24 protein-coding genes are annotated in these 23117 nt (G+C 39.7%); 22 read left to right on the forward strand and 2 right to left on the reverse strand.

Annotated features, from left to right (window positions below; genetic code table 11):
• The first annotated feature begins 52 nt into the window (after positions 1-52).
• The 22 genes from J3P43_RS18825 to J3P43_RS18930 all read left to right on the forward strand — a co-directional run bounded on the left by J3P43_RS18825 (position 53) and on the right by J3P43_RS18930 (position 21036).
• Complete coding sequence (locus J3P43_RS18825) at positions 53-775, forward strand: TylF/MycF/NovP-related O-methyltransferase (protein WP_255905362.1); 723 nt, start codon at positions 53-55, stop codon at positions 773-775.
• Positions 772-1590, forward strand: a complete 819-nt coding sequence (locus J3P43_RS18830) for a class I SAM-dependent methyltransferase (protein ID WP_255905364.1) — start codon at positions 772-774, stop codon at positions 1588-1590. Before J3P43_RS18825 ends, J3P43_RS18830 begins: the two co-directional genes overlap by 4 nt.
• The gene (locus tag J3P43_RS18835) at positions 1590-2357 is read left to right on the forward strand and encodes a glycosyltransferase family 2 protein (protein ID WP_255905367.1); all 768 of its coding nucleotides are present in this window, start codon (positions 1590-1592) and stop codon (positions 2355-2357) included. The genes J3P43_RS18830 and J3P43_RS18835 overlap by 1 nt, the downstream gene beginning before the upstream one ends.
• A 25-nt stretch (positions 2358-2382) precedes the next feature.
• Positions 2383-3234, forward strand: a complete 852-nt coding sequence (locus J3P43_RS18840) for a glycosyltransferase (protein ID WP_255905369.1) — start codon at positions 2383-2385, stop codon at positions 3232-3234.
• A gap of 4 nt (positions 3235-3238) precedes the next feature.
• Positions 3239-4012, forward strand: coding sequence for an FkbM family methyltransferase (locus J3P43_RS18845; protein WP_255905371.1), 774 nt, complete (start codon positions 3239-3241; stop codon positions 4010-4012).
• Positions 4005-4886 carry a putative nucleotide-diphospho-sugar transferase gene (locus J3P43_RS18850; protein ID WP_255905373.1) on the forward strand — a complete coding sequence of 294 codons (882 nt, stop codon included), beginning with the start codon at positions 4005-4007 and terminating at the stop codon, positions 4884-4886. Before J3P43_RS18845 ends, J3P43_RS18850 begins: the two co-directional genes overlap by 8 nt.
• Positions 4886-5851: a hypothetical protein gene (locus tag J3P43_RS18855; RefSeq protein ID WP_255905375.1), complete on the forward strand. Its 966-nt coding sequence runs from the start codon at positions 4886-4888 to the stop codon at positions 5849-5851. Before J3P43_RS18850 ends, J3P43_RS18855 begins: the two co-directional genes overlap by 1 nt.
• An 11-nt stretch (positions 5852-5862) precedes the next feature.
• Complete coding sequence (locus tag J3P43_RS18860; protein WP_255905377.1) at positions 5863-6609, forward strand: class I SAM-dependent methyltransferase; 747 nt, start codon at positions 5863-5865, stop codon at positions 6607-6609.
• A complete protein-coding gene (locus J3P43_RS18865) occupies positions 6610-7548 on the forward strand; it encodes a glycosyltransferase family 2 protein (RefSeq protein ID WP_255905379.1) in 939 nt (312 codons plus the stop codon). It begins immediately after the preceding gene.
• Positions 7539-8543, forward strand: coding sequence for a glycosyltransferase (locus J3P43_RS18870; protein ID WP_255905381.1), 1005 nt, complete (start codon positions 7539-7541; stop codon positions 8541-8543). The genes J3P43_RS18865 and J3P43_RS18870 overlap by 10 nt, the downstream gene beginning before the upstream one ends.
• Positions 8544-8557: 14 nt before the next feature.
• A complete protein-coding gene (locus tag J3P43_RS18875; protein ID WP_255905383.1) occupies positions 8558-9553 on the forward strand; it encodes a glycosyltransferase in 996 nt (331 codons plus the stop codon).
• Positions 9554-9573: 20 nt separating this feature from the next.
• Positions 9574-10812: a glycosyltransferase family protein gene (locus J3P43_RS18880; RefSeq protein ID WP_255905385.1), complete on the forward strand. Its 1239-nt coding sequence runs from the start codon at positions 9574-9576 to the stop codon at positions 10810-10812.
• Complete coding sequence (locus tag J3P43_RS18885) at positions 10809-12089, forward strand: glycosyltransferase (RefSeq protein WP_255905387.1); 1281 nt, start codon at positions 10809-10811, stop codon at positions 12087-12089. The genes J3P43_RS18880 and J3P43_RS18885 overlap by 4 nt, the downstream gene beginning before the upstream one ends.
• Before the next feature lies 1 nt (position 12090).
• On the forward strand, positions 12091-13173 hold the full coding sequence (locus J3P43_RS18890) for an acyltransferase family protein (protein WP_255905389.1): 1083 nt from the start codon (positions 12091-12093) through the stop codon (positions 13171-13173).
• Positions 13170-14321, forward strand: coding sequence for a glycosyltransferase family 4 protein (locus J3P43_RS18895; protein WP_255905391.1), 1152 nt, complete (start codon positions 13170-13172; stop codon positions 14319-14321). The genes J3P43_RS18890 and J3P43_RS18895 overlap by 4 nt, the downstream gene beginning before the upstream one ends.
• 3 nt (positions 14322-14324) lie before the next feature.
• Positions 14325-15716, forward strand: coding sequence for an exosortase Y-associated Wzy-like protein (locus J3P43_RS18900; protein ID WP_255905393.1), 1392 nt, complete (start codon positions 14325-14327; stop codon positions 15714-15716).
• Between the two features lie 4 nt (positions 15717-15720).
• Positions 15721-17163, forward strand: coding sequence for an exosortase Y-associated Wzy-like protein (locus J3P43_RS18905; protein WP_255905395.1), 1443 nt, complete (start codon positions 15721-15723; stop codon positions 17161-17163).
• Positions 17144-18307, forward strand: coding sequence for an XrtY-associated glycosyltransferase XYAG1 (locus J3P43_RS18910; RefSeq protein ID WP_255905397.1), 1164 nt, complete (start codon positions 17144-17146; stop codon positions 18305-18307). The genes J3P43_RS18905 and J3P43_RS18910 overlap by 20 nt, the downstream gene beginning before the upstream one ends.
• A 105-nt stretch (positions 18308-18412) precedes the next feature.
• Positions 18413-19036 (forward strand): class I SAM-dependent methyltransferase, encoded by a 624-nt coding sequence (locus J3P43_RS18915; RefSeq protein WP_255905399.1) that lies wholly within the window; start codon positions 18413-18415, stop codon positions 19034-19036.
• A 3-nt stretch (positions 19037-19039) separates the two neighbouring features.
• Positions 19040-19891 (forward strand): glycosyltransferase family 2 protein, encoded by an 852-nt coding sequence (locus J3P43_RS18920; protein ID WP_255905401.1) that lies wholly within the window; start codon positions 19040-19042, stop codon positions 19889-19891.
• A 33-nt stretch (positions 19892-19924) separates the two neighbouring features.
• The gene (xrtY, locus tag J3P43_RS18925) at positions 19925-20488 is read left to right on the forward strand and encodes an exosortase Y (protein WP_255905403.1); all 564 of its coding nucleotides are present in this window, start codon (positions 19925-19927) and stop codon (positions 20486-20488) included.
• Positions 20485-21036, forward strand: coding sequence for a WcaF family extracellular polysaccharide biosynthesis acetyltransferase (locus J3P43_RS18930; protein ID WP_255905406.1), 552 nt, complete (start codon positions 20485-20487; stop codon positions 21034-21036). The genes xrtY and J3P43_RS18930 overlap by 4 nt, the downstream gene beginning before the upstream one ends.
• Before the next feature lie 378 nt (positions 21037-21414).
• Here J3P43_RS18930 and obgE read toward each other — a convergent pair whose 3' ends face one another.
• Positions 21415-22410 (reverse strand): GTPase ObgE, encoded by a 996-nt coding sequence (gene obgE, locus J3P43_RS18935; RefSeq protein WP_255905408.1) that lies wholly within the window; start codon positions 22408-22410, stop codon positions 21415-21417.
• A 119-nt stretch (positions 22411-22529) separates the two neighbouring features.
• Positions 22530-23102, reverse strand: a complete 573-nt coding sequence (locus J3P43_RS18940) for an adenylate kinase (RefSeq protein ID WP_255905410.1) — start codon at positions 23100-23102, stop codon at positions 22530-22532.
• Between the last annotated feature and the right edge of the window lie 15 nt (positions 23103-23117).

Below are 23117 nucleotides of genomic sequence, written 5' to 3' on the forward strand. Positions count from 1 at the left end.
AAATAAGGGATTTAAAATATTCAAAGCAATCTTAAATAGATTAAATATTGCTTTGAATTTAAACGACTATATTGTTCTGAAAAAAAGTGAATTGACATATGCGCAGGACCTGTTGTATACATTTCATAATACCGACTTTTTAAACGACCCATTATTTATTGAATCTTATAATTTAGGTAAAGCGACCCATGAGTCTTATCCGTACTCCACTGAAATTTACTGGAGAATCCATGTTTTGTGCTGGGCAGCAGATTATGCAAAAAGTCTTCCTGGAGACTTTATTGATTGCGGCGTCGATACAGGCTTTTTTGCCAGGGCAATCGTGAACTTCACAGATTTCAATACGTTGAATAAAAAGTACTACTTGCTTGACACATTTCAAGGAATGGACGAAAGATATTGTGGTCCAAAGGATATCGAAAGGAACGAATGGTTACATTACAAAGACCACAAAGACCTTCACCAGAAAGTAATTCATACTTTTAAAGATTTTAACGTAAAGGTAATAAAAGGACCAGTCCCAGACACGTTAAGTCAGGTTGACACCGATTCCATAAGTTTCTTATCTCTTGACATGAATTGCGCCTTGCCAGAGTATGAGGCGCTAAAATTTTTATGGGATAAGATTGTACCGGGAGGCATAGTAGTGATGGACGACTATGCATATAGAGGCTGTGAAGATCAAAAACAGATTCTAGACAAATTTGCGGCAGAAGTGAACACCAAAATTTTATCTCTACCGACATGTCAGGGGCTACTAATTAAAACACAATGAATGACAAATTAAAATGGACCGGTGAAAGATTGGTAACCCAAATTTCAAATGAAGATACCATATATCATTTGCACAGATATTCCATTCCTCAGGAATACATTAAAGATAAGACTGTGGTTGACGTTGCCTCGGGCGAGGGTTATGGTTCAAATATCATGGCAACAACCGCTTATAAAGTTATCGGAATAGACATTTCTAAAGAAGCAGTAACCTTTGCTAACCAAAAATATGGGCACAGGTCCAATCTGCGGTTTATCGAGGGATCAGCCGATAAAATCCCTTTAGAAGATGGAATAGCCGATGTAGTTGTAAGTTTTGAAACGCTCGAACACATTGACACGCATCAAGAGATGATGTTGGAGATTAAAAGAATTTTAAAGCCAGGTGGTATTCTTATCATCTCATCGCCGGATAAGGCCAACTATTCAGACCGCTTTAACCGAGTAAATGAGTTTCATGTTAAAGAACTTTATATGGAGGAATTTAAAACTTTGTTAGCCCAACATTTTAAACACTGCATATTTTATTATCAAACTTTTCTGACTGGTTCGTTTATTTTCAAAGAAGATTATTCAGGGACGCAAATCAAAGAATACAACGGAAATTACAATCAGATTCAATCAAGTGATAACCTTAGCTTTCCGATGTTTAACATAGCTATAGCCTCTGATGCATCATTTACCCCTCAGGAAAACAGCTACTTTGAGGGCACTGACACTATGCGTGAATTTTATTACAATACGGTTATGGGTTTCACTCCCTATAAATTAGGCAACGCAATATTAAAACCACTTAGAAGGCTATTTAAACGGTGATGTTGAGTGTTGACATTATTATATTAAGCTATGCTAGAGATTCAAATCTCAGAGCATTAACACAGCAAGCAATCGACACCTTGTACGCATCAGAAGATGCTGAAAAAGTTAAATTTCAGACCATAATATTGGAATCTGAAAGGAAGCTTAGTCCATACCAATATGATAACACGACTACAATATATCCTAAGGAAGCATTTAATTTTAACCGATACCTAAACATTGGCTTAAAGGCTTCTAAAAGTGATTTCATCTGCTTTTGTAACAACGATATTGTTTTTTTTAAAGACTGGGCATCTGAATTATTGAAAGCTATGGATGCCGATAAAAAACTACTTAGCGCCTCGCCGATTTGTCCCAAATTTCATCCAGATAGCGAAATCTATCCTAACACGGGTATACGATACGGGCATGAAATCCGAAAAGAAATTTCCGGATGGTGCTTTCTTGTTCGTCGCGAAATTTTCCAACAGATAGGTCTATTTGATGAGAACTTTTCTTTTTGGTTCGCGGATGCAGATTACGCTAATACATTGAAAAAATACGGCATAAAACACGGCTTGGTTACATCAGCCATGGTCGAACACCTCGACGGGAGATCAACGATAGAATTGGATAGTGCCATGAAACAGGAGATGACCACTGAGCAATTTTGGTATTATCAATTTAAATGGGAGCACAGAAATTATTTTTTGTACTCTTACAGACGTCTGAGAAGTTGGCTGAGAATTATGACGTCACGCTTCGTCTTACGTTATAAGGCTTAACCCCTTTCTGGCAATATGATTAGTTATGAATTCAGACGTTGATTTAATAATATTTACATGTGAAGGGCGTGAGAGCCTGCTGAGGCAAACCTTGGAATCATTCCGTAAATCATGTACTTACAGGTTCAACAAAATAATATTAGCTATCGACGGGCATTTTGATGAGGAAACAATATTGTTTGTTCAACCTGATGTTGTTATACAGAACCCGGTACGCAAAGGGTATGTCTTAAATATTATAAATGCTCTCCAGTGTACTAACAATGATCACTTTTTTTGGCTTGAAGATGACTGGTCATTTCCGAACCCATTCCCTTTGGCTGAAATGCTTCAAATAATGGAAGAGGATACAACCATAGTACAAGTGGTTCTCTCTAAAAATGATATAAATTCCAACGTTGAACATCATTTTAAAGATTATTATATTGGTTCGGACTTTTCTGCTAATCCATGCCTCTGTAAAACTTCACCTATTAAGAACGCATTTTCAGAAATACAAGCTGCTCCCAAATCAGATGCCACTAAAGTTGTTGGGTTTGAAAACTATCTAAGGGAGTTCATGCATCGATCGGCATTGAGATCACTAATAAGGTTCAATAATCAGGAAGCATGTGTTTATCATCAAGGCTTTTTGGAAAGCACAGCTAGAGAATATCATATGATTAATTCGCTAGAAGTTGATACAAATCTTATTGGGAAGGAATATATTTCAGGCTTTGGCTACGATAAAGATATAACCCTGCTAAATAAAATTGGCTTACTTCTGAAACTTTGGTGGTCAGGCGTATCATTAAGTATAGAATTGTTCAAAAGCAGGCACGCCTATGACTTTGCTTTTAGAATATATTTGGCCTACCTAAAAAAATTTAAAAATTGATTTGATGGGTAAAAGCATATTTAGTATTCTAAACGACCTCATTAGAGCAAATTTGCATGCAGCAGGGATTGTAGAGGCCTCCTCCCATTATATTTATCCCCGGGTATTGAATGAAGAAAGCCTACTCATAGATCTAGGGGCAAACATAGGAAGCTTTTATTTTACTTTAACAAATGAGTTCAAATGTAAAAGCATCGCGATTGAAGCCTCCCCTATTTTGTTTGAAAAGTTGCCTCTGCTTCCACAAGTTAGGATATATAATTATGCTATTTGTAGCACAAATGGCCCTGTAAACTTTTATCTCTCGGAAAACCCTGAAGCTAGCAGTTTGCAATCCTCTATAGCTGAAGGATGGGGGCTATCTAACAACATTCAAGTCGAAGGAATCACCTTTGCGACCTTCAAAAATCACCATAAAATTCAGGATAGAATTGATATTCTAAAAATAGATATCGAAGGGGCTGAAATCGACCTGCTAGGTAATATGCCTGCTGATATATTAAAGCATATCGGACAAATACCTGTCGAATTCCACGACTTTATATATAAAGATGAGAACGATAAAGCCAGGATAAATCAAGTGATTGAAAGGCTTAGAGGACATAACTTTTTAATTCTAAAGTTATCAACTAATGATTGGCGGGAAGTTCTATGCATTAATAAGAAAATAATTAAATTGAGTTTAATCCAAAACGTCAGACTCACTGTATTTCACCCCATTTTGCAATACCTCAAAGGGATGCACTCGCTTTTAAGTAATAGGTTGAAAAATGTTTAATAGTCTTAAAAATAGTCTAGCATTTCGGATGCCTGTCTTATACGAGCACATTATTGCCCTGCACAAGCCTAAAGTAATTACTACCAGCACCCCTGAATTAAATTTGGTGATGCTGACTGGAGTTCAGCAAATGTCAATGTTAAATCAATCGCTATGGAGCATTTCAAAAAAATTCAGGCATCTACCTAAAGTATATCTCTTCACAGATAAAGGTGTGGACCTGGAAACCCTAAAAAGAAAACTTAAATGGTTCCCGGATTCACATTTAACTATAATTATAGCAGAAAGCTGCACAGAATACCATCGGAATAAGGGAAATGAGTTATTGGCAAGCTTTGCGCATCAAAATCCAATGGGCCTCAAATTAGCAGCAATATTGCAAATTGCCGACCTTAATACGCCGATATTGTATTGTGATACGGACGTATTATGGCATAAAGATCCGTGGCAGACTATTTCTGAATTAATTTCGAACCCTGGAGTTAAGCTAGCCTTATCTTCTGATTTCCAAGCCGCCTATGATCAGGACATGGTGCACGCCGCTAACATGAGTGAGCTTTTGACAGAACCGTTCTATTGCGCCGGCATCCTGTTTCTTAAAGCGCTTGATTCGGGAAATCGGGATAAACTTCAGAAGCTCCTGGAGATCGCGGTCGTACAGTCGACCCACTTTACTGAGCAAACGATCTTCGCTTATCTAAACAAAATTAACGGAGATCATTCCCTTGATAAAGACGGATTTGCAATTCTATTAGATGATCAATTTAGCTTAATACCCAGAAAAAAAAACACCCTTATTGCAAGACATTACATTGGGCCAGTTCGCCACAACTTTTGGCGTGACGCATTCTTTTTAAAATTAGGTGTGATTTAATGAGCAGAAACGTTCTAACCATAGCTACTGGAAAAGGCCTATATATAAAGTTAGCTGTTAACTTATATCACTCATTTATTTATTGGAATGAGTCGAATGACATTCAGTTCTTTTTAGTTACAGATAGACCTGATTTAATAAATGCGTCTTCCAGTAAAAAATTGAACATCGTCACCATTGAGCCTAATCAGTTTGGCGAGGGATTTTCCACAAAATTATGGTTGGACGAACTGGCGCCGCCTGGCCAAACTCTATTTATTGACAGTGACTGCCTAATATTCGGACGTATTGATGCTCTTTTTGACCGTTTTAAAGGAAACCCGGTAACTGTTGTAGGAACATATTGTCAAGAAGGCGAGTGGTTTGGAAATATTGAAGCAATTTGCAAGAGATTTAATGTTTCACAGATTCCCAAATTTAACGGAGGCATTTATTACATAGAAAAGGGGCCGATAGCTACTGATGTTTATATCAAAGCACGAGAATTGGAGCGAGAATATGATGAAATAGGTTTTATTCGCTTAAGAAATAGACCCAATGACGAAGTTATCATGGCGCTGTCCATGCAACTAAAAAAAATGATACCGGTTAAAGATGATGGAACAATAATGAGCGATCCTCAGTCGTGTCCTGGAGGATATGATATTGATGTTATTACTGGCAACAGGTGGCTCGTAAATCCCCCTCCTCCCCACCCCTTACATCAGCAATGGTATCCGTTTATCAAGGTTTCGCCTGTAATCGTACATTTTTTGGGGTATTATACCCAACACTATCCATACAAAAGGGAGGTGTATCGGCTTAAGCTAAAACTTACAGGACGATTAAACCCTTTGAGTGATTTTATATGCAAGCTCAAATTAGAATATCCTGAACGCTTCAAGCTCTTATCCAAAAAAACATTTAGATCTTCCTACCATAGAATATTCGGAGTTCGCAAAGTGAAACCATCAGAAAGAATTTAAACTTCCATTATATGAGCATTTATAAAAAAGAATATTTTAATGATGAAATATTTTCGACAGACTATTCCTTTTTGGCGTCGGTGATAAGTGAGGTTTATAAACCAAGGAGAATAATTGAATTCGGATGCGGACCGGGTCATCTCGCCAAAGCTTTTGCAGATCAAGGAATATCAGTAACAGCCATAGATGGATATGCCGATCCAGATTTTGCCGATTTGGAAAATATAGAATTCATCAGGATGGATTTAAATGATCCGGACCTTCATCATCCTCTTTTTGACAATCCCTATGATCTGGCAGTGTGTACTGAAGTTGCCGAACACTTGAATCCAGAAAGTTCTGCTTCATTAATAAAAATGTTAACCAAGTCGGCACCTGTGGTGATATTTTCTGCCGCGGTACCAGAACAAGGTGGGCATGGACATATTAATTGTCAAAGTCGAGTTTTTTGGCACGACCTTTTCGTGAAAGACCATTACCTTTTAATGAACAGCCTGAGAACAAGGCTCAGAGATAATAGTGATCTTGCTATCTGGTATAGATTAAACGTACTTGACTATGTGAGCGAGCAAAATCAATCATTAACTAAGGATGTTTGGGCAACAATAACTCGAAACTTGCTCTCGGATGAAAGTTATAGTTCAAGTATGTACTACAAGAGAACGAATGAAGCCCAGATATTTCAAGCGTATCTTAACTACCCACTCGTTCGGGAATATATGTCGCTTAGGAAATTTTTCAAAAAACTGCTTCGATAGATGATTGATGTAAGTGTAATTATTCCTACTTACAATAGATTATGGTCGCTCCCCAGAGCTATTGAAAGTTGCAGAAAAAACAGTTGCAGTATCGAAATAATTGTTGTTGATGATGGAAGCACAGACGAAACCTGGCAATGGCTTCAAACTCAAGAGAACTTAATAAGTCTACGGCAAGATAACCAAGGCCAAACGTATGCAATTAATGCCGCAACTGCGATTGCTAAAGGCGAATACATACGATTCCTGGATAGTGACGACTTTCTGGAATCCGGGATTATTGACAGGCAATTTTTAAAAGCAAAAGAAAATGGCGCACAATTAATCTACTCAAGGGTTGATAACTATTCTGAGAGTACAAAAACCATTGAAAAATGCCCAGACACAGGCTTTTGGGATGACTTCTTAGAAGTACAATTAAGCAATAGGTATGGGAGTCATTTTCTTGGCATGTTATTTCATAGAGACCTAGTCACAAAAGTTCCCAGAAGGCCAGATTTTGCCTACAGAGAAGACCGGATGTTTTTACTAGAAGTTGGATTACTTGAGCCTAAAACAGCCTATGTAGAAGGTTGTGCAGGTTATTGGGTACAACATCATGACCAAATGCAAAGAAATTATCAAGGTTTGAAATCTCAGGTAACCAATTGGCAGCATTTGAACATTTTTAAAAAGATTCTATCAAACTTGGAACTTACCGGTCGATTAAATGAATCACGCAAAAACGCCGCATGTACAGTCTTATGGATGTTAGCTCATTGGATTGCCAAAGATCATATCAAAGAAGCCACTGAAGTCGCAAACTGGATTTTTAAACTAAATCCAACCTTCAGAATTCCCGAACAAGGCTTACTGGGATTTCTATATAAAACTTTGGGATTCAATACCACTGAATTAATTTTAAGAGTTAGAAGATTCCTAAAATACGGATGGAATTAATAGAGCCTATAAATTTATTTTATGAAGAACCGGATCCTGACCGTTGGGTTAAATATGATCGGTATCCCCGCAAAATAATACGACGATTATTAAGAGGTAACCCACGTCCCGGCGGGGTTATGATGGTCGCATTAGAACTAATGCACGGCTTAAGGAAGTTAGGTATACCTTACCGCTTCAATGATTTTGATTATATTAAAAACCATACTGATTCAATCGCTTGCATTATTGGAAAACCACAATTGCTGGACAAGTTTGAGTGGAAAAATCCGATAATTTTTGGTGCCGGAATTTTTTCCCATCCTGTGGATCAACTAGACCTGTTAGAAAAATATACAACTATTAAAAAGATACTTGTTCCAGGGCCCTGGATGAAATCGCTGTTTGATTCATATTATGGTCCGGAAAATGTGAGTTACTGGCCCGTGGGTATTGATTCTGAAAAATGGCATCCGGCGTTGAAAAAGCCAGAGTTGCCCGTTGATTTCTTAATATACGATAAAATACGTTGGGAACACAGCAAATTCGTTGCCGATCTAATCGCACCAGTTGAACAAATGCTGGAGAAGAGAGGCCTGACTCATGAAACAATTAGGTATGGCCAATATAAACACCAGGATTTGGAAGAAAAACTATCCAGATGTAAAGCCGTAATATTTTTATGCGAGCATGAAACTCAAGGTCTAGCCTATCAGCAAATTCTTGCAACTGACACCCCAATTCTAGCTTGGGATCGGGGAGGCTTCTGGCAAGATCCTGCTTACTTCCCTCATCGGGCTAAATATGGGCCTGTAACGTCAGTCCCTTATTGGGATGAAAAATGCGGTGTCACTTTTCCCAACAATGAGATGTTCCCTGAAGCACTTGATAAATTCTTGGAAATGTATCATTCAAACTCCTTTTCTCCCAGAGCGTATATAATGGATAATTTAACGTTAGAGAAGTGTGCTGAAAAGTATATAAAGATATATAAGGAGGTGGAAAACGCATTATGAGGATTTTATTGGTTATGGATCCAGGCATACCTGTTCCTCCTCCTCTATATGGTGGACATGAGCGCTTAGTGGCAATGTTTATTGACGAATACACAAGGCTAGGTCACGACGTTACGCTGTTAGCAGGGCCTGACTCATTGGCTCCTCGTGTGAAACACTTTGGAATCAATAATCTTGAACGTTCCGGATTGCAAAAGTTCATCGAACTTACTCAAGCTTGGTCATACTTAATTCAAAATCACAAGCACTTTGACCTTATACATAACTTTGGACGTTTATTATACCTACTTCCAATATTAAATAAACCCGTACATAAATTTATGACTTATGGAAGGGACGTCACAAATTCTGGCATTAAAAATATTACAGCCCTCCCTCATAAGAACCTGACTTTTACAGGATGTAGCAACTATTGCGTTTCAACCGGCAACAAATGGGGTAAATGGGAGACAGTTTATAATGCTATTGACTTTTCTAAGTACTCATTCAAATCACAGGTAGAGCCAGATGCCCCACTTATGTTTCTTGGAAGAATTGAAGAGATCAAAGGCCCTCACACAGCTATCAAAGTGGCTAAAGCAACTGGCAATAAATTATGGATAGCGGGAAACATCGCTAAACAACATATCCCCTATTTTGAAAGGGAAATTAAGCCACACATAGATAATGAGCAAATCACATACCTAGGACCGTTGAATGATTTTCAAAAAGATGAATTTCTCGGAAAGGCTAAAGCACTATTATTCCCTATTGAATGGGATGAACCCTTTGGAATGGTAATGGTTGAAGCCATGGCCTGTGGCACTCCTGTTATTGCGATCAAAAGAGGTTCGGTAGACGAAGTTATTGATCAGGGACTCACAGGTTTTAAAGCAACTACCATCAATGATATTATTCCCGCTATTGCAAACATTTCTGGTATCGACCGTGCAAAATGCAGAGAACAAGCATCAAAGCGTTTTGATGTCAAAGTGATTGCTCGACGGTATCTTTCACTGATAAATAAATAATTGCCGGCGAGAAAGAAGATATGAAAGCTAAAATTACTATAATCACATCCAGCCAACCATCTTTGAATCCAAGGATGGTAAAGGAGGCCGATGCTTTGGCAGAACATGGTTATGACGTAGTGGTGATTGGTCAATACTGGAATGAATGGGCTAGTAAAACAGACCAAAATTTGTTGCAGCAAAAAAAATGGAAATACATTCAGGTAGGCGGTTCACCGAAGGACAATAAAACAGCTTATATTATAACAAGATTCATCCACAAGGCTGCACGAAAATTATTAAACAAAGTCGGGACCAACTTTGGAATTGCCGAATTATCCATGGGAAGATGTTCTATCCTCTTATATAAAGAGGCGCTCAGACAAAAAGCCCAACTTTATATTGGACATAATCCGGGTGGATTAGCTCCCGCTATCAAAGCCGCCAAAAAGTTGAAAGTTAAATGTGGCTTTGATGCGGAAGACTTCCATAGAAAAGAGTATAGCGATGATATCAAACACCCCGATGTATTATGCAAGACCTTTCTCGAAGAGAAATATTTTCCCCATGCAGATTATTTGACTACTGCAAGCCCGCTTATATCCAAAGAGTACAAAAAAATATTTCCAAATCTATCTTTCTCCACAGTCTTAAATGTTTTTCCTAAACCAGAAAACATCGTTATAAAAGACTCAAAAGCGAATGAACCATTAAAGTTATTTTGGTTTTCGCAAACTTTAGGTCATAATCGAGGAATAGCCGAAATTATCGAAGCAATTGGATTAGTAAACAGTCCCTTAATAGAACTGCATTTATTGGCAAATCCCAGGGAAAAAAACATAGCCTTCTTTAACGGCCTGGCTGCGAGCAACAATATATTACCTCATCAAATAAGTTATCATAGCCCTATTCCAAGTGATCAATTGTTTCAATATGCTTCCAAATTCGATATTGGCCTGGCGTCAGAAACCGGCTTCAACACAAACAACAATATCGCTCTGAGCAATAAGCTTTTTACGTACATTTCGTCTGGCTTGGCGGTGTTATATAGTGACACACAGGCTCAAGCAGACTTTATGAAAGACTACCCTGATTGTGGCTTAGTATATGAAAAAACCACTCCAAGAAGTCTTGCAAATGCGCTGGCTCATTACCTAAACAATCGCGAAGATTTAAATGAAGCGAAACGCGCAAGTTTCAAGGCCGGTCAGCATATTCTTAATTGGGAAACTGAAAGTCAAAAATTTCTAGCAGTTGTTCAAAATACTTTATCCGCTTGAAGCGAGTATTAATTATTTCGCCATACTTCATTCCGAGTAACGCTGCTGAAATGCAGCGGATTCGAATGAGCCTTCCATTTTTCAAAGAATATGGCTGGGATGCCGAAGTTGTAGCCGTTCACGAGTCATATTCTGAAATGGTTAAAGACCCTATGCTTTTAGAAAGTATTCCCAAAGACATCAAAGTTTACACCGTTTCAGCTTTCTCAAAGAAATGGACGTCGAAATTTGGGTTGGGTAGTCTTGCCTTACGCTCCATGTGGTTCTATTTGCGGAAAGTAAACCAGTTGTTACGTCAAAAGAAAGTCGACTTGATTTATTTTTCAACCACCCAATTCCCTATTTGCATTCTTGGAGCATATTGGAAGAAAAAATTTGGTGTCCCCTATGTCATTGATATGCAGGATCCATGGCACTCTGATTATTATAAAACTAAACCTAAAGATCAAAGACCAAAGAAATTTTGGTTTTCCTATAGGCTCAATAAATATTTGGAACCGATTGCTATGAAAGAAGTCGACGGACTAATAAGTGTTTCAAACACCTACATTAGTACCCTACAGAGCCGGTATCCTCATTTAAAAGCAATCCCTGTAAAGACAATTACTTTTGGCTATTCTGAAAAAGACTTTGATATCGCACTTGAGAATTCACATAAGCTGAAGGATACCTATGAGAAGGGATATGATAAAATAAATTTGGTATATGTTGGCCGGGGGGGATACGATATGCAACCGGCAGTACGCCTATTATTTCTTGCATTTAAATTATGTCTTGAAGGCGACCCACTTTTATTTAAGAAATTAAAGTTCCATTTTATCGGTACAAGTTATGCTCCACACGGGCAAGGTAATCCTACATTTTTACCTGTGGCTCAGAACCTGGGAATTTCAGAATATATAAGTGAAGATCCGAACAGGATTACTTTCTATGAAATGATAAAAGCTCTTCAAAATGCTGATGCATTAATAATCCCAGGTTCTAATGATCCCAGTTACACCGCGTCAAAAATCTATCCTTACCTTTTAACTGGCAAGCCAGTGTTGGGTATTTTCAATCCAACAAGTAGTGCATATCAAATTATACAAGATAATAGGAACGGATATGTTGCGGATATAAGCTCGGAAGATGAGTCTTTAGGAAAGATCCGAGACTATTTAATTTATGTAGTACAGAATGATCCTACTTATAAAAAAATAGATTTAGGCGCCCTGGAGAAATATAGCGCGAGAAATATGACGAGAGAACAATGCGAATTGTTCGAGCAAATAGTTTAACATGGCACTTACTAATCGCATCAGAACTTTAGATGGACTGCGAGCCATAGCTGCCTTAGGCGTGCTATGGATTCATTGTTGGAATATTCATGGTAATCCTAGTCTGGTCGTCTGGGGAGTGAATGTCACCAACCTCTTAGTGCTGGCTGGCAATGGGGTAGACCTGTTCTTTGTAATCAGTGGCTTTTGTATGTATTACTTTTATGGCAGTAAAAGGAGCTTTTCACACCCCGATTACTGGAATTTCATAAAGAAGAGATGGAAGCGCTTATCTCCGGTCTTCTATATTGCAACTTTAGTTTACATCCTTTTCAGATGGAATGAAAATTCAGTTGACAAAATAGTTCCTCAGTTCTTAACTAGTGTGTTTTATTTGAATTCAATTTCCAAGTTTAATATTGAAGGCTTTTTATGGTCATTAGGCCCCGAATGGCAGTTTTATCTCCTAGTACCATTCCTTTTCATTTATCAAAATAAAATCGGATTCGAGAAGACGTTAACAATCTTGTCTCTTTTTATGTTGATAGTTGCCATAGCTTGCATTTTTATACTAAAACGCCAATCCGATCTTTTAGCCGACCAGATTATTTTAAGATACTTTGAATTCCTTTGGGGTATCGTAGCCGCATATATCGTAAAAAACAAGACCTATATCACTAGATTTAAAGGCTTGTGGTTCATGGGGTTTACAATAATCGCTTACTCTGGAAGAGTATTTTTATCCAGACCTGTATTGTCTTTGTCAGTCGATTACTACAACTTTTTCAAACTGGTTGGATTTTCACTAATGGGGCTTGGTTTTGCGGGAATTATCTACTTATCGGTACTATCAAATAAATGGTTGTATTTGATCCTTGGGAATAGACCCATAAGTTTGCTCGGTCGAGTATCCTATAGCTTTTATTTATGGCACGGCCTGATTCATCATCTCATAAGCAGACATATAACGTTTTATATTGATGTAAACGATATAAGAGCGCCTTTATTTACTTTCATATTGAGCGCTCTTATATTAACTCCAATATCAATGCTAAGTTATAATGTCCTTGAAGCGCCATTTCTCTATCATAAAAGCAAATCTTGAAAAACTTAGCAATAGTTATTACACATCCAATTCAATATTATTCTCCATTATTGAAATTATTGGGATGTAAGCCAAACCTGAACTTGAAAGTATTTTATACTTGGGGTAATAAGGCAATAACCAAACATGATCCGGGATTCAATAAAACGATACAGTGGGATATCCCGCTACTAGACGGATATGATTATGAATTTTTAGATAATACAGCTACACAACCTGGCTCCCATCATTTTTCAGGGATTAGCAATCCAGGTGCCATAAAAAGAATCACTCAATTTAGTCCGCACGCAATACTGGTATTTGGCTGGGCATATCACAGTCATCTACAGATCATTCGCCATTTTAGAGGCAAAGTGCCTATATGGTTTAGAGGAGATTCAACTTTGCTATGCGAAAGTTTTGGTTTAAAACGTTTATTAAAATATATCTTTTTAAGATGGGTCTATTCACATGTTGATAGGGCATTTTATGTAGGCACTAACAACAAAGAATACTTCAAGAAATATGGACTAAGAGAAGAGCAACTAATATTTGCACCACATGCTGTGGACAATGACCGCTTTCGAGTCGACTATTCAAAGGAGGCTGAAATAAAGAGAGAGCAGTTGGGAATTAAAAAAAGTGATATCGTGATATTATTTGCCGGCAAGTTCGAAGCTGTTAAAAATCCATTTCTTTTACTAGAGGCTTTTGTGGAATTAGAGAGTGATGATGTTCATTTGCTATTCGTTGGAAATGGAAATTTAGAAAGGGAGTTGAAAATTTCGAGTGCTAAACACAAAGCAAAAAACCGTATTCACTTTTTAGATTTTCAAAATCAACGCAGCATGCCTATAATTTACCAATGCTGCGACATTTATTGCCTTCCTTCCGATTCAGAAACTTGGGGTCTGGCAATAAACGAAGCTATGGCTGGCGGCAAAGCAATAGTAGCGTCTGACAAAGTAGGTAGTGCATCAGATCTGATCATAAACGACGTAAATGGCTGTATATTTGAAGCTGGGAATAAATCTAATTTGTTATTTACGCTAAAAAGATTAACTAACAAAAAGAAATTGGAAGAAATGGGAAATAAATCCAAGGAGGTAATTAAAAAGTGGAATTTACAGGACGTAGCTAACACCATTTGGATGGAGATGATGAAATAATTCATGAGGGTCAATAAACTTGTCATTCTACTTGTTCCTTGGTTATTAAGCAGCTTTCTTGCTTTATGGCCTACCCTCTCGTATTTAATAGCTTGGGCGGGTTCATTTCTCATTTTTTATCTAACCCTAAGCGGAAGGATTCTTGAATTACCCAAGGACCTAAAAGTTAGCCAGCAACTAATGAGGCCGATATTTCTCACTCACATTATTTTTGCTGGCTACATGTCCTGCACTTCTATCTTCTATTTTATAGGCGTGCTGGGTTATGTGAATTTCGAGTCTCCGCCACCTTTCTTTGCTGTTGATCAACAGGAACTGGAAAGTGTTGCAAAGTGTCAGCGACTATATTGTTTAGCCCATGCTTCATTTGTGTGCGGAATTCTACTAGTAATGAATTATCCGCGACCGAAAAAAAATATACTTGCAATTAAAGATGAAGCAACTTTCTTTTTAGTGTTTGCCCTAATTACATTACCTCTTTCTACTGCATTTCTTGTAATTCCCGGATTAAGGCAGTTTTATTTTCAGTTTAATTCATTAAGTTTCATTGCGGGCACGCTGGCGCTTGCGTATGCAATTCCTTTAAAAAAAATAGGAAATACGGTTCTTTGTTCTTTTTTATATATAAGTAATTTCACTCAATCACTTCTATCAGGATACAAAGAACCCATTATTATAAGCGTCATAGTTCTAGGTGTATTTTTATACCCTTTTTATAAGAAAACGATTTTTTTAACCTTTATCCCAATTCTTATTGCCCTATTCATTATTTTACCCGCCTACAATCAAGTCTTTCGAAGTAAGGCCTGGGGAGGCGAGGAAAGTGCTCAGGAAGCATCGGACGCTGCCATTGATGCAGTTTTAAATTCAGAATCGGAAGATAGCGCAGTTTGGGGTTTCTTAACAGGCCGGCTAAGTGAAATACACATGTTTATCAAATATGTGGACACCACGCCCTTTCCAATAGATTATTATGGGTTCGACTTAATTGAACAATCTCTGGTGGTGATAATACCAAGGGCATTTTGGCCAGCAAAGCCCATTACAGAGGAAATGGTTATGGAACGTGTTTACAACGCAGGCGTCGTTTCTAGGGGTTCACATGTATCAGCTAAGCCCCCATTAGTGGTAGATGGATACCTATCAGGTGGTACACTTGGAGTCTTTATCACTCTTTTGGTATATGGCTTGATAGCCCAATTAATTTCAATGAAAGCGGAAGATTTGTTTGGCGGGTATACCTTGGGCACCGCTTTAATTTACTCCGGCTTATTCCAAATTCTATGGAGAGGGCTTAGCTTTGAATTTATCATCAATTCCGTATTTTGGAGTTATTTCTCAATGCTTATCATTTTCTGGATATTGAAAATGTTAAATATCATAAAATCTGTTTGATTAGATGCAAGACCCTAGGTTGATTGAGCGCTATCTACTATTATACATACCGTGGCTTTTAAGCCTTGCTTTCGCTTATTTACCCGTCTTATCGTTTTTCGTTGCCTGGTTGGGTTCATTTTATATATTCTATCTTACTTACTCAGGCAGAATAAAAGAATTACCAACGGACTTGCCTATTGCTGAACAACTAATGCGTCCCATATTCCTCGTTCATGTAATCTTTGCAGGATATATGAGTGTTTCTCCCATATTTAACCTTCTTGATGCGTTGGGCTGGATAAGTTTCGATGATAATGATTTCCCTTCAAGCCTCGAACAATTAGAGCTAATATCACAAAGCCAACGCTATTACTGCCTAGGGCATGCGGCCTATGCAACCGGATTGTTAGTATACTTGAAAACAAGAAATGAGCAATTCAAGGTGGTGATTACTGATCTCCCATCATTTCTGGTGCGGTTCACCGTGGTAGCACTAATAGCTTCCAATGCGTTTTTATTTATTCCAGGTTTAAAGCAATTCTATTTTCAGCTTACTGCCTTGAGTTTCATTGGTGCGACCCTAGCGTTAGTATTCTCTTTCAAGGCTGATAGAATTGAATACGTTGCTATCTGCGGAGTTTTGTTTATCATCAACCTCATTCAATCTTTACGTTCAGGATTTAAAGAACCCGTAATTATTAATATGCTTGTGCTGGGAATATTCTTATACCCTTTTTATAAAAAGCTGGTCTTGGCAGTATTTATTCCTCTCATGCTTGTCCTGTTTTTCCTGCTTCCTACTTATAATCAGGTTTTCAGAGAGAAGGCCTGGACAAAAGAAGAAGATGTTGAACAAGCGTCAGAGGCCGCAATGGCAGCCCTCCAAGCTGAGGATGACGGCCAACAAACAACCACGACCGCTTGGGGTTTTTTAACCGGTCGATTGAGCGAGGTACAAATGTTCACCGGATATATTGAGAATACACCATCAAAGAATGAGTTTTATGGATTTACTATTTTATGGCAATCGCTTGAAGTAATCATACCGAGGGCTATTTGGCCAAGCAAGCCAAGCACTGAAGAATTGGTAATGGAAAGGGTTTACCAAGCGGGGGTTATCAATAGAGGCTCTAGTGTATCGGCAAAACCGGCACTGATTGTGGATGGGTACTTATCAGGAGGCGTGGCGGGAATATTCCTAACATGCTTAATATTTGGGGCCTTTACCCAGATAATTTCAATTAAAGCTGAAGAGCTTTTTGGGGATTATATAATTGGAACTGCACTTGTTTATTCGGGCCTATTTCAAATTCTATGGCGAGGGCTTAGCTTCGAATTCCTAATAAACTCGGTAGTGTGGAGCTATATAACAATGTATATTATCTTCCTCATCTTAAGGCTCTTAAATGTGTTAAAGAAAGTTGATGAGCTTCATTCCAATATAGATGAAACTTATTCAGATTAATGCGTCGTACAAACCCGCTTTCATCTACGGCGGCCCAACCATGTCCGTATCCAAGCTTTCAGAGGTCTTGGCAGCGAGGAATCTAGCTATCGAAGTGTTAACCACCTCTGCCAACGGAATGGAAGAGTTAAACATTCAACCTGGAGAATCTGTAGTGGTAGATAATGTTCCAATAACCTACTACAAAAGACTTACTAAAGATCATACCCATTTTAGCCCGGCATTATACCTCGCCCTTTGGAACAAATTAACCGAAAGTAAATCGCGGCAGACAATCGTCCATATCCATACCTGGTGGAACCTCGTTTCCGTGTTGAGTTGTTTGGTCGCACTTATTAAAAAAGCGACGGTTGTTTTATCTCCACGCGGCACTTTAAGCAGTTACTCGTTTGGTAACCGAAACAACGCCTTTAAAAGCGTAATCTTCGCATTAAGCAAACCTATGCTTAAAGGCTGTCATTTACATGCTACCAGCGAGAATGAAAAAACAGCTCTGCTACAGCTGTTACAGCCCGAAAGCATTTCAGTTATACCGAACCTCGTCAGCTTACCCAGCGAAACTCCTACCCGATCCCAATCTAAAACAGAAGACAACCTCATAAAACTCCTTTTCTTTTCCAGAGTGGAACACAAAAAAGGCCTTGAACTCTTGTTCCAGGCATTGTCGGGAATAAACATCCATTTCAGTCTGACCGTAGCCGGACCAGGGGAATCGTCGTATATCGAACAATTGAAGCGACTCGCTGATGACTACAAGATCGGGTCGAAGATTTCCTGGATTGGAAATCAACCTCCAGAAAAAAAATTCGATATTATGGCCGCCCACGACTTGCTCGTTCTTCCATCGTACGATGAAAATTTTGCGAATGTGGTTATCGAAAGTCTCGCATCCGGCACGCCGGTTTTAATTACAAAAAATGTGGGTTTAAGCGACTATGTAGAGCAGCACGATCTTGGCTGGGTTTGTACGTTTGATGTGGATGATCTGAAGGGGTCGCTTTTATCGGCTGGGGAAGATTCTGAAAAGCGGGAGCGTATAAGGGAAACTGCGCCCGATAAGATCAGGAGAGATTTTTCGGATGAGAACCTGGCGGAGCAGTATATTGAAATGTATGAGAGAATTTTGGGGCAGGGAAGGATTTGACTTTGCTCAGGATTAGGATTCCTGCCTGCGCAGGAATGACGGGACGCATGAGCGGAAATCAGTTCGCAGATACGCTACATGAAGCATTTAATAAAATAAAGGAAGATGTCTGAATATAAAGATTACGGATATAACAACACGGAGGCGACGCATGCACACGCTTATATATTCGATAAAACGGTAGCCATGCTCGACAAGGATAAAAATAAATTCATTCTTGATCTGGGTTGCGGAAATGGTTCCCTGGCAAATTCACTAATGCAAAAAGGCTTTAATGTCTATGGAACGGACGCATCCGAAAAAGGCATTGCATTGGCTAAGCAGCTTAACCCCGGCCGCTTCGCCATCCAGGATCTTTCATCTGATGATCTTCCTGAACCACTTATCAACATCCCGTTTGACACCATCATCTCGACCGAAGTAATCGAACATTTATACGACCCAAGAAAATTTATTGAGTTTGCTAAGCGAACCCTATTAAAAAACGGTGGCGGGGATTTGATCTTGTCGACCCCTTATCACGGTTACTGGAAATATCTTGCACTGGCATTAACAGGCAAGATGGATGCGCATTTAGGTCCGTTGTGGGATGGTGGCCATATTAAATTCTGGTCCAGGCAGTCGTTAACGGCATTGCTTGAAGAAAAAGGATTTAGGGTAACCGATTTTAAGGGATGCGGACGGTTGCCGTACCTATGGATGTCTATGATCATTAAAGCGAGAATATAATCGATGCCAGCCTATTCCTTTGTCATACTCTCCTATAACGAAGAACTACACCTACCCCGCTTGCTTCAGTCGATCAAGGCATTGAATGCGCCGGTATATGTCCTCGACTCGGGAAGTACAGACAGAACCCTCGCCATATGCGAGGAATTTGGCGCCACGGTTGCCTATCATCCTTTCGAAAATCACCCTAAACAATGGCATGCTGCGTTAAACAGCTTCCAGATCCACACACCATGGACCATCGGCCTTGACTCGGATCAGATTGTCACACCGGAGCTGCTTATGAAACTTCAGGATTTCAGGGACGAGGATTACCTGGGCATTGATGGCATCTACTTCAACCGTAAAAACTACTTCAAAGGCAAATGGCTCCGCTTCGGTGGATTCTATCCTAAATACCTCCTTAAAATGTTCAGAACGGGGATCGGGTATTCCGACCTGAACGAGAACATGGACCACCGCTTTGTAGTGCCAGGCAAAACTATCACCTGGAAAGACGGGCATATACTGGAAGAAAACCTTAAAGAAAACGAGATAAGCTTCTGGATTACCAAACACAATCGTTACAGCGATCTGGTAGCAGCGGAAGAGCTGGAGCGGATCAATCAGCTGAGGTCTCAAACCGTTAAACCAAAATTCTTTGGTAACCCTGATGAACGCATCGCGTGGATGAAAAGCATTTGGTGGAAACTGCCCTTGGGGCTGAGGCCTTGCCTTTACCTTATTTACAGGATGTTCATCCGCCTGGGGATACTGGATGGCAAAGCCGGCATTCTCTTCCATTTCTTACAGGGCTTTTGGTTCAGGCTGATTGTAGATGTAAAAATTAAAGAACTGCTGAAAAAAGGCAGGTAACCTTAAAAACATTTTCACGTAGATTTACCCATCTTGATTAGCAGAATCTGGCATAACACTACGTATCGCTTCCTCATCCTATTTCTGGGGATCTTTACGCTCTTATACTATTTTCAGCTTGCTTTTATCGGCATTGTTGCACCGGGCAATATTTATATTCCCTTTTTAGCCGAACACGTAAACTATATAGAATGGTTGAGATATGGCTTGATGCAGACCAGCGCATCGATTATCAGAGCTATGGGAGAACAGGTGTTCACCACTGAGATCTGGTTCCGGGTTGTGGGCCGGGGTGGGTTTGTAATGGCTTACGACTGCCTGGGTTACGGCGTAATGAGCTTTTTCACAGCCTTTGTAATTGCATTCCCTAAGCCGATAAAAAGTAAGTTATGGTTTCTGCCTGCGGGACTCTTACTGATACAAACGCTGAACGTTATACGCTTTGTTTTTCTGGGTCTATATTGGAGGCAATCAGAACTTAAAACAATTATTGACCACCATGATCTTTTTAACATTGTTCTTTATATTGTGCTGATGATTGTATTGTATTTCTGGCTGAACTCGGGAAAGGTCGCAAAAGTTCAAGCGGTATCATGAAAGAGACACAGCTTAAAAAAGCTTTTGATACCAAAGACTGGACTCCGGGCGCATCTTCCCTAAAAGTATTTTTATGGTACTTCGTAAACGCATTGATATTCCGATCGGGCATTATTCCTTTTAGCGTGATATTGGTTGGCATACTCCGCTTATTCGGAGCTAAAATTGGCAAAGATGTTAGGATAAAACCATTTATTCATATTAAGTACCCATGGCGACTTACGCTCGGAGATCACTCCTGGCTCGCCGAATGCTATATCGAAAATCTTGCTCCTGTTACTATCGGGAAAAACGTTTGTGTTTCTCAGCAGGCTATGTTGCTAACCGGTAACCATAACTTTAAAAAGAGCACATTCGATTTAATGGTAGATGGAATTACTTTGGAAGATGGGGTTTGGATAGGCGCGCGGGCAACGGTTTGTCCGGGTGTTATTTGCAAGTCGCATAGTGTGCTTTCGGTAGGTTCGGTTGCCACGAAAGATTTAGAGCCTTATTCTATTTACCAGGGAGTGCCTGCGGTTAAAGTGAGAGATAGGGTGATAGAGTAATGTGCAGATGGAGAGATGTGCAAATGTGCCTATTTGGAGGTGTGAGATGTAGCGGCAAAGTCATCGGATGACTTTGCTAATGAACGACAATCACCACCTTACCGGAAAGCGTTGAATGTTAGGCATTAAGATTCCTGCCTGCGCAGGAATGACGAAACACGTGGATCGTCATTGCCGACCGATAGGCAATCGTAAAGCTGAATACCAGGAAAACATTGGATTGCTAGGGCATTAGGATTCCTGCCTGCGCAGGAATGACGAAACACGTGGATCGTCATTGCCGACCGATCGGCAATCGTAAAGCGTAATACCAGGAAAACGTTGAATTGCTAAGCATTAAGGTTCGGCTTGGCAGGAATGAGGGGTTGATATAATAATCTACCCGTTTATCGCCTTCCACAGCATATCCTTCAACTCCAGGATATTCTTCTGCGCAACGGAAGAGATAAACACATAAGGCACATCAGGCATATCTTTCTTAATCTCTTCGGTGAGCTCCTCATCTAACAAGTCTGCCTTGCTGACGGCAAGCACCCGGGGTTTGTGCATCAATTCGGGGTTATATTGCTCCAGCTCATTTAACAGAATGGCGTACTCTTCCCTAATTGTTCTACTGGTATCAGACGGGATGAGGAAAAGCAATACAGAATTACGTTCGATATGGCGCAGGAAACGTAAGCCGAGGCCCTTTCCCTTAGAAGCCCCCTCAATTATTCCCGGAATATCTGCCATGACGAACGAACGGTTATCCCGGTAGGATACTATTCCGAGATTAGGCACCAAAGTAGTGAAAGCATAATCTGCGATTTCGGGCTTTGCGGCCGAAACCACGGATAGCAGCGTAGATTTACCCGCATTAGGGAAGCCAACCAGTCCGACATCTGCCAACACCTTTAGCTCCAGGACCATCCATTCCTCTCTGCCTTCTTCACCTGGCTGGGCGAAACGAGGGGTTTGAAGTGTGGGAGTCTTAAAGTGCCAGTTTCCCAGGCCGCCGCGGCCTCCCGGTGTTAAGATTTTAGTCTCACCATCTTTAGTGATCTCAAAAAGTGCTATTCCGGTTTCTGCGTCTTTGGCTATTGTACCGAGAGGCACCTCCAGAATCTCATCCTTTCCATTTTTACCTGTTTTTTGACCACTTCCACCATTATCGCCATTCTCGGCAATAACATGTTTGCGGTATTTAAGATGAAGTAGCGTCCAGATGTGCGTACTTCCTTTTAAGATGATGTGTCCACCCCTTCCCCCATCACCACCATCGGGACCGCCAGTTGCGGTATGTTTATCACGATGCAAATGCGCAGAGCCGGCGCCGCCTTTACCAGAACGGCAGCATATCTTTACATAATCTACGAAGTTTGAACCCTGGGACATTGTTAAAGGTTAAAGGTGAAAGCTAAAAGGTGAAAGGCGAAAGTTAAATTCGCAACTTAATATTATACAAAAATAGCGGATCGATGTTTAACCGTCCGCTACCAGAACATTAATATTTTTTAGTAGTTATCTGCTACTTCGCAAATACCTTCGAATATCTCATCAATACTACCGATACCATTGATACCTACATATTTGCCCTGCGACTTGTAGTAGTTAGCAACCGGTGCTGTTTTGTTATTATATTCTTCTATTCTTCTGCGAATTATTTCAGGATTAGCATCGTCCGGGCGTCCGGAGTCTTTACCACGATTTAATAATCTTTTTTCGAGCTCCTGATCATCTACGTCGAGGGCAACCATACCAGAAATAGCAGTATTCTTTGATTTCAATAATTCGTCAAGAGCCTCTGCCTGCGCAACGGTTCTGGGGAAACCATCAAAGATAAACCCGTTAGCATCTTTGTTGGCATCGAGCTTATTACTGATCATGCCAATCACCACTTCATCCGGAACAAGAACGCCCTGATCCATTAACTTTTTGGCTTCTAATCCGAGCTGAGTTCCGTTAGAGATCTCGCTTCTCAAGATATCTCCTGTTGAGAGGTGTACCAGATTGTACTTTTCGATAAGTTTTTGAGATTGAGTTCCTTTACCGGCGCCCGGAGGGCCAAACAAGACAAGATTTAACATCCGATTTCAGTTAAA

It is taken from the genome of Paradesertivirga mongoliensis (assembly GCF_024436395.1).
Lineage (GTDB): Bacteria > Bacteroidota > Bacteroidia > Sphingobacteriales > Sphingobacteriaceae > Paradesertivirga > Paradesertivirga mongoliensis.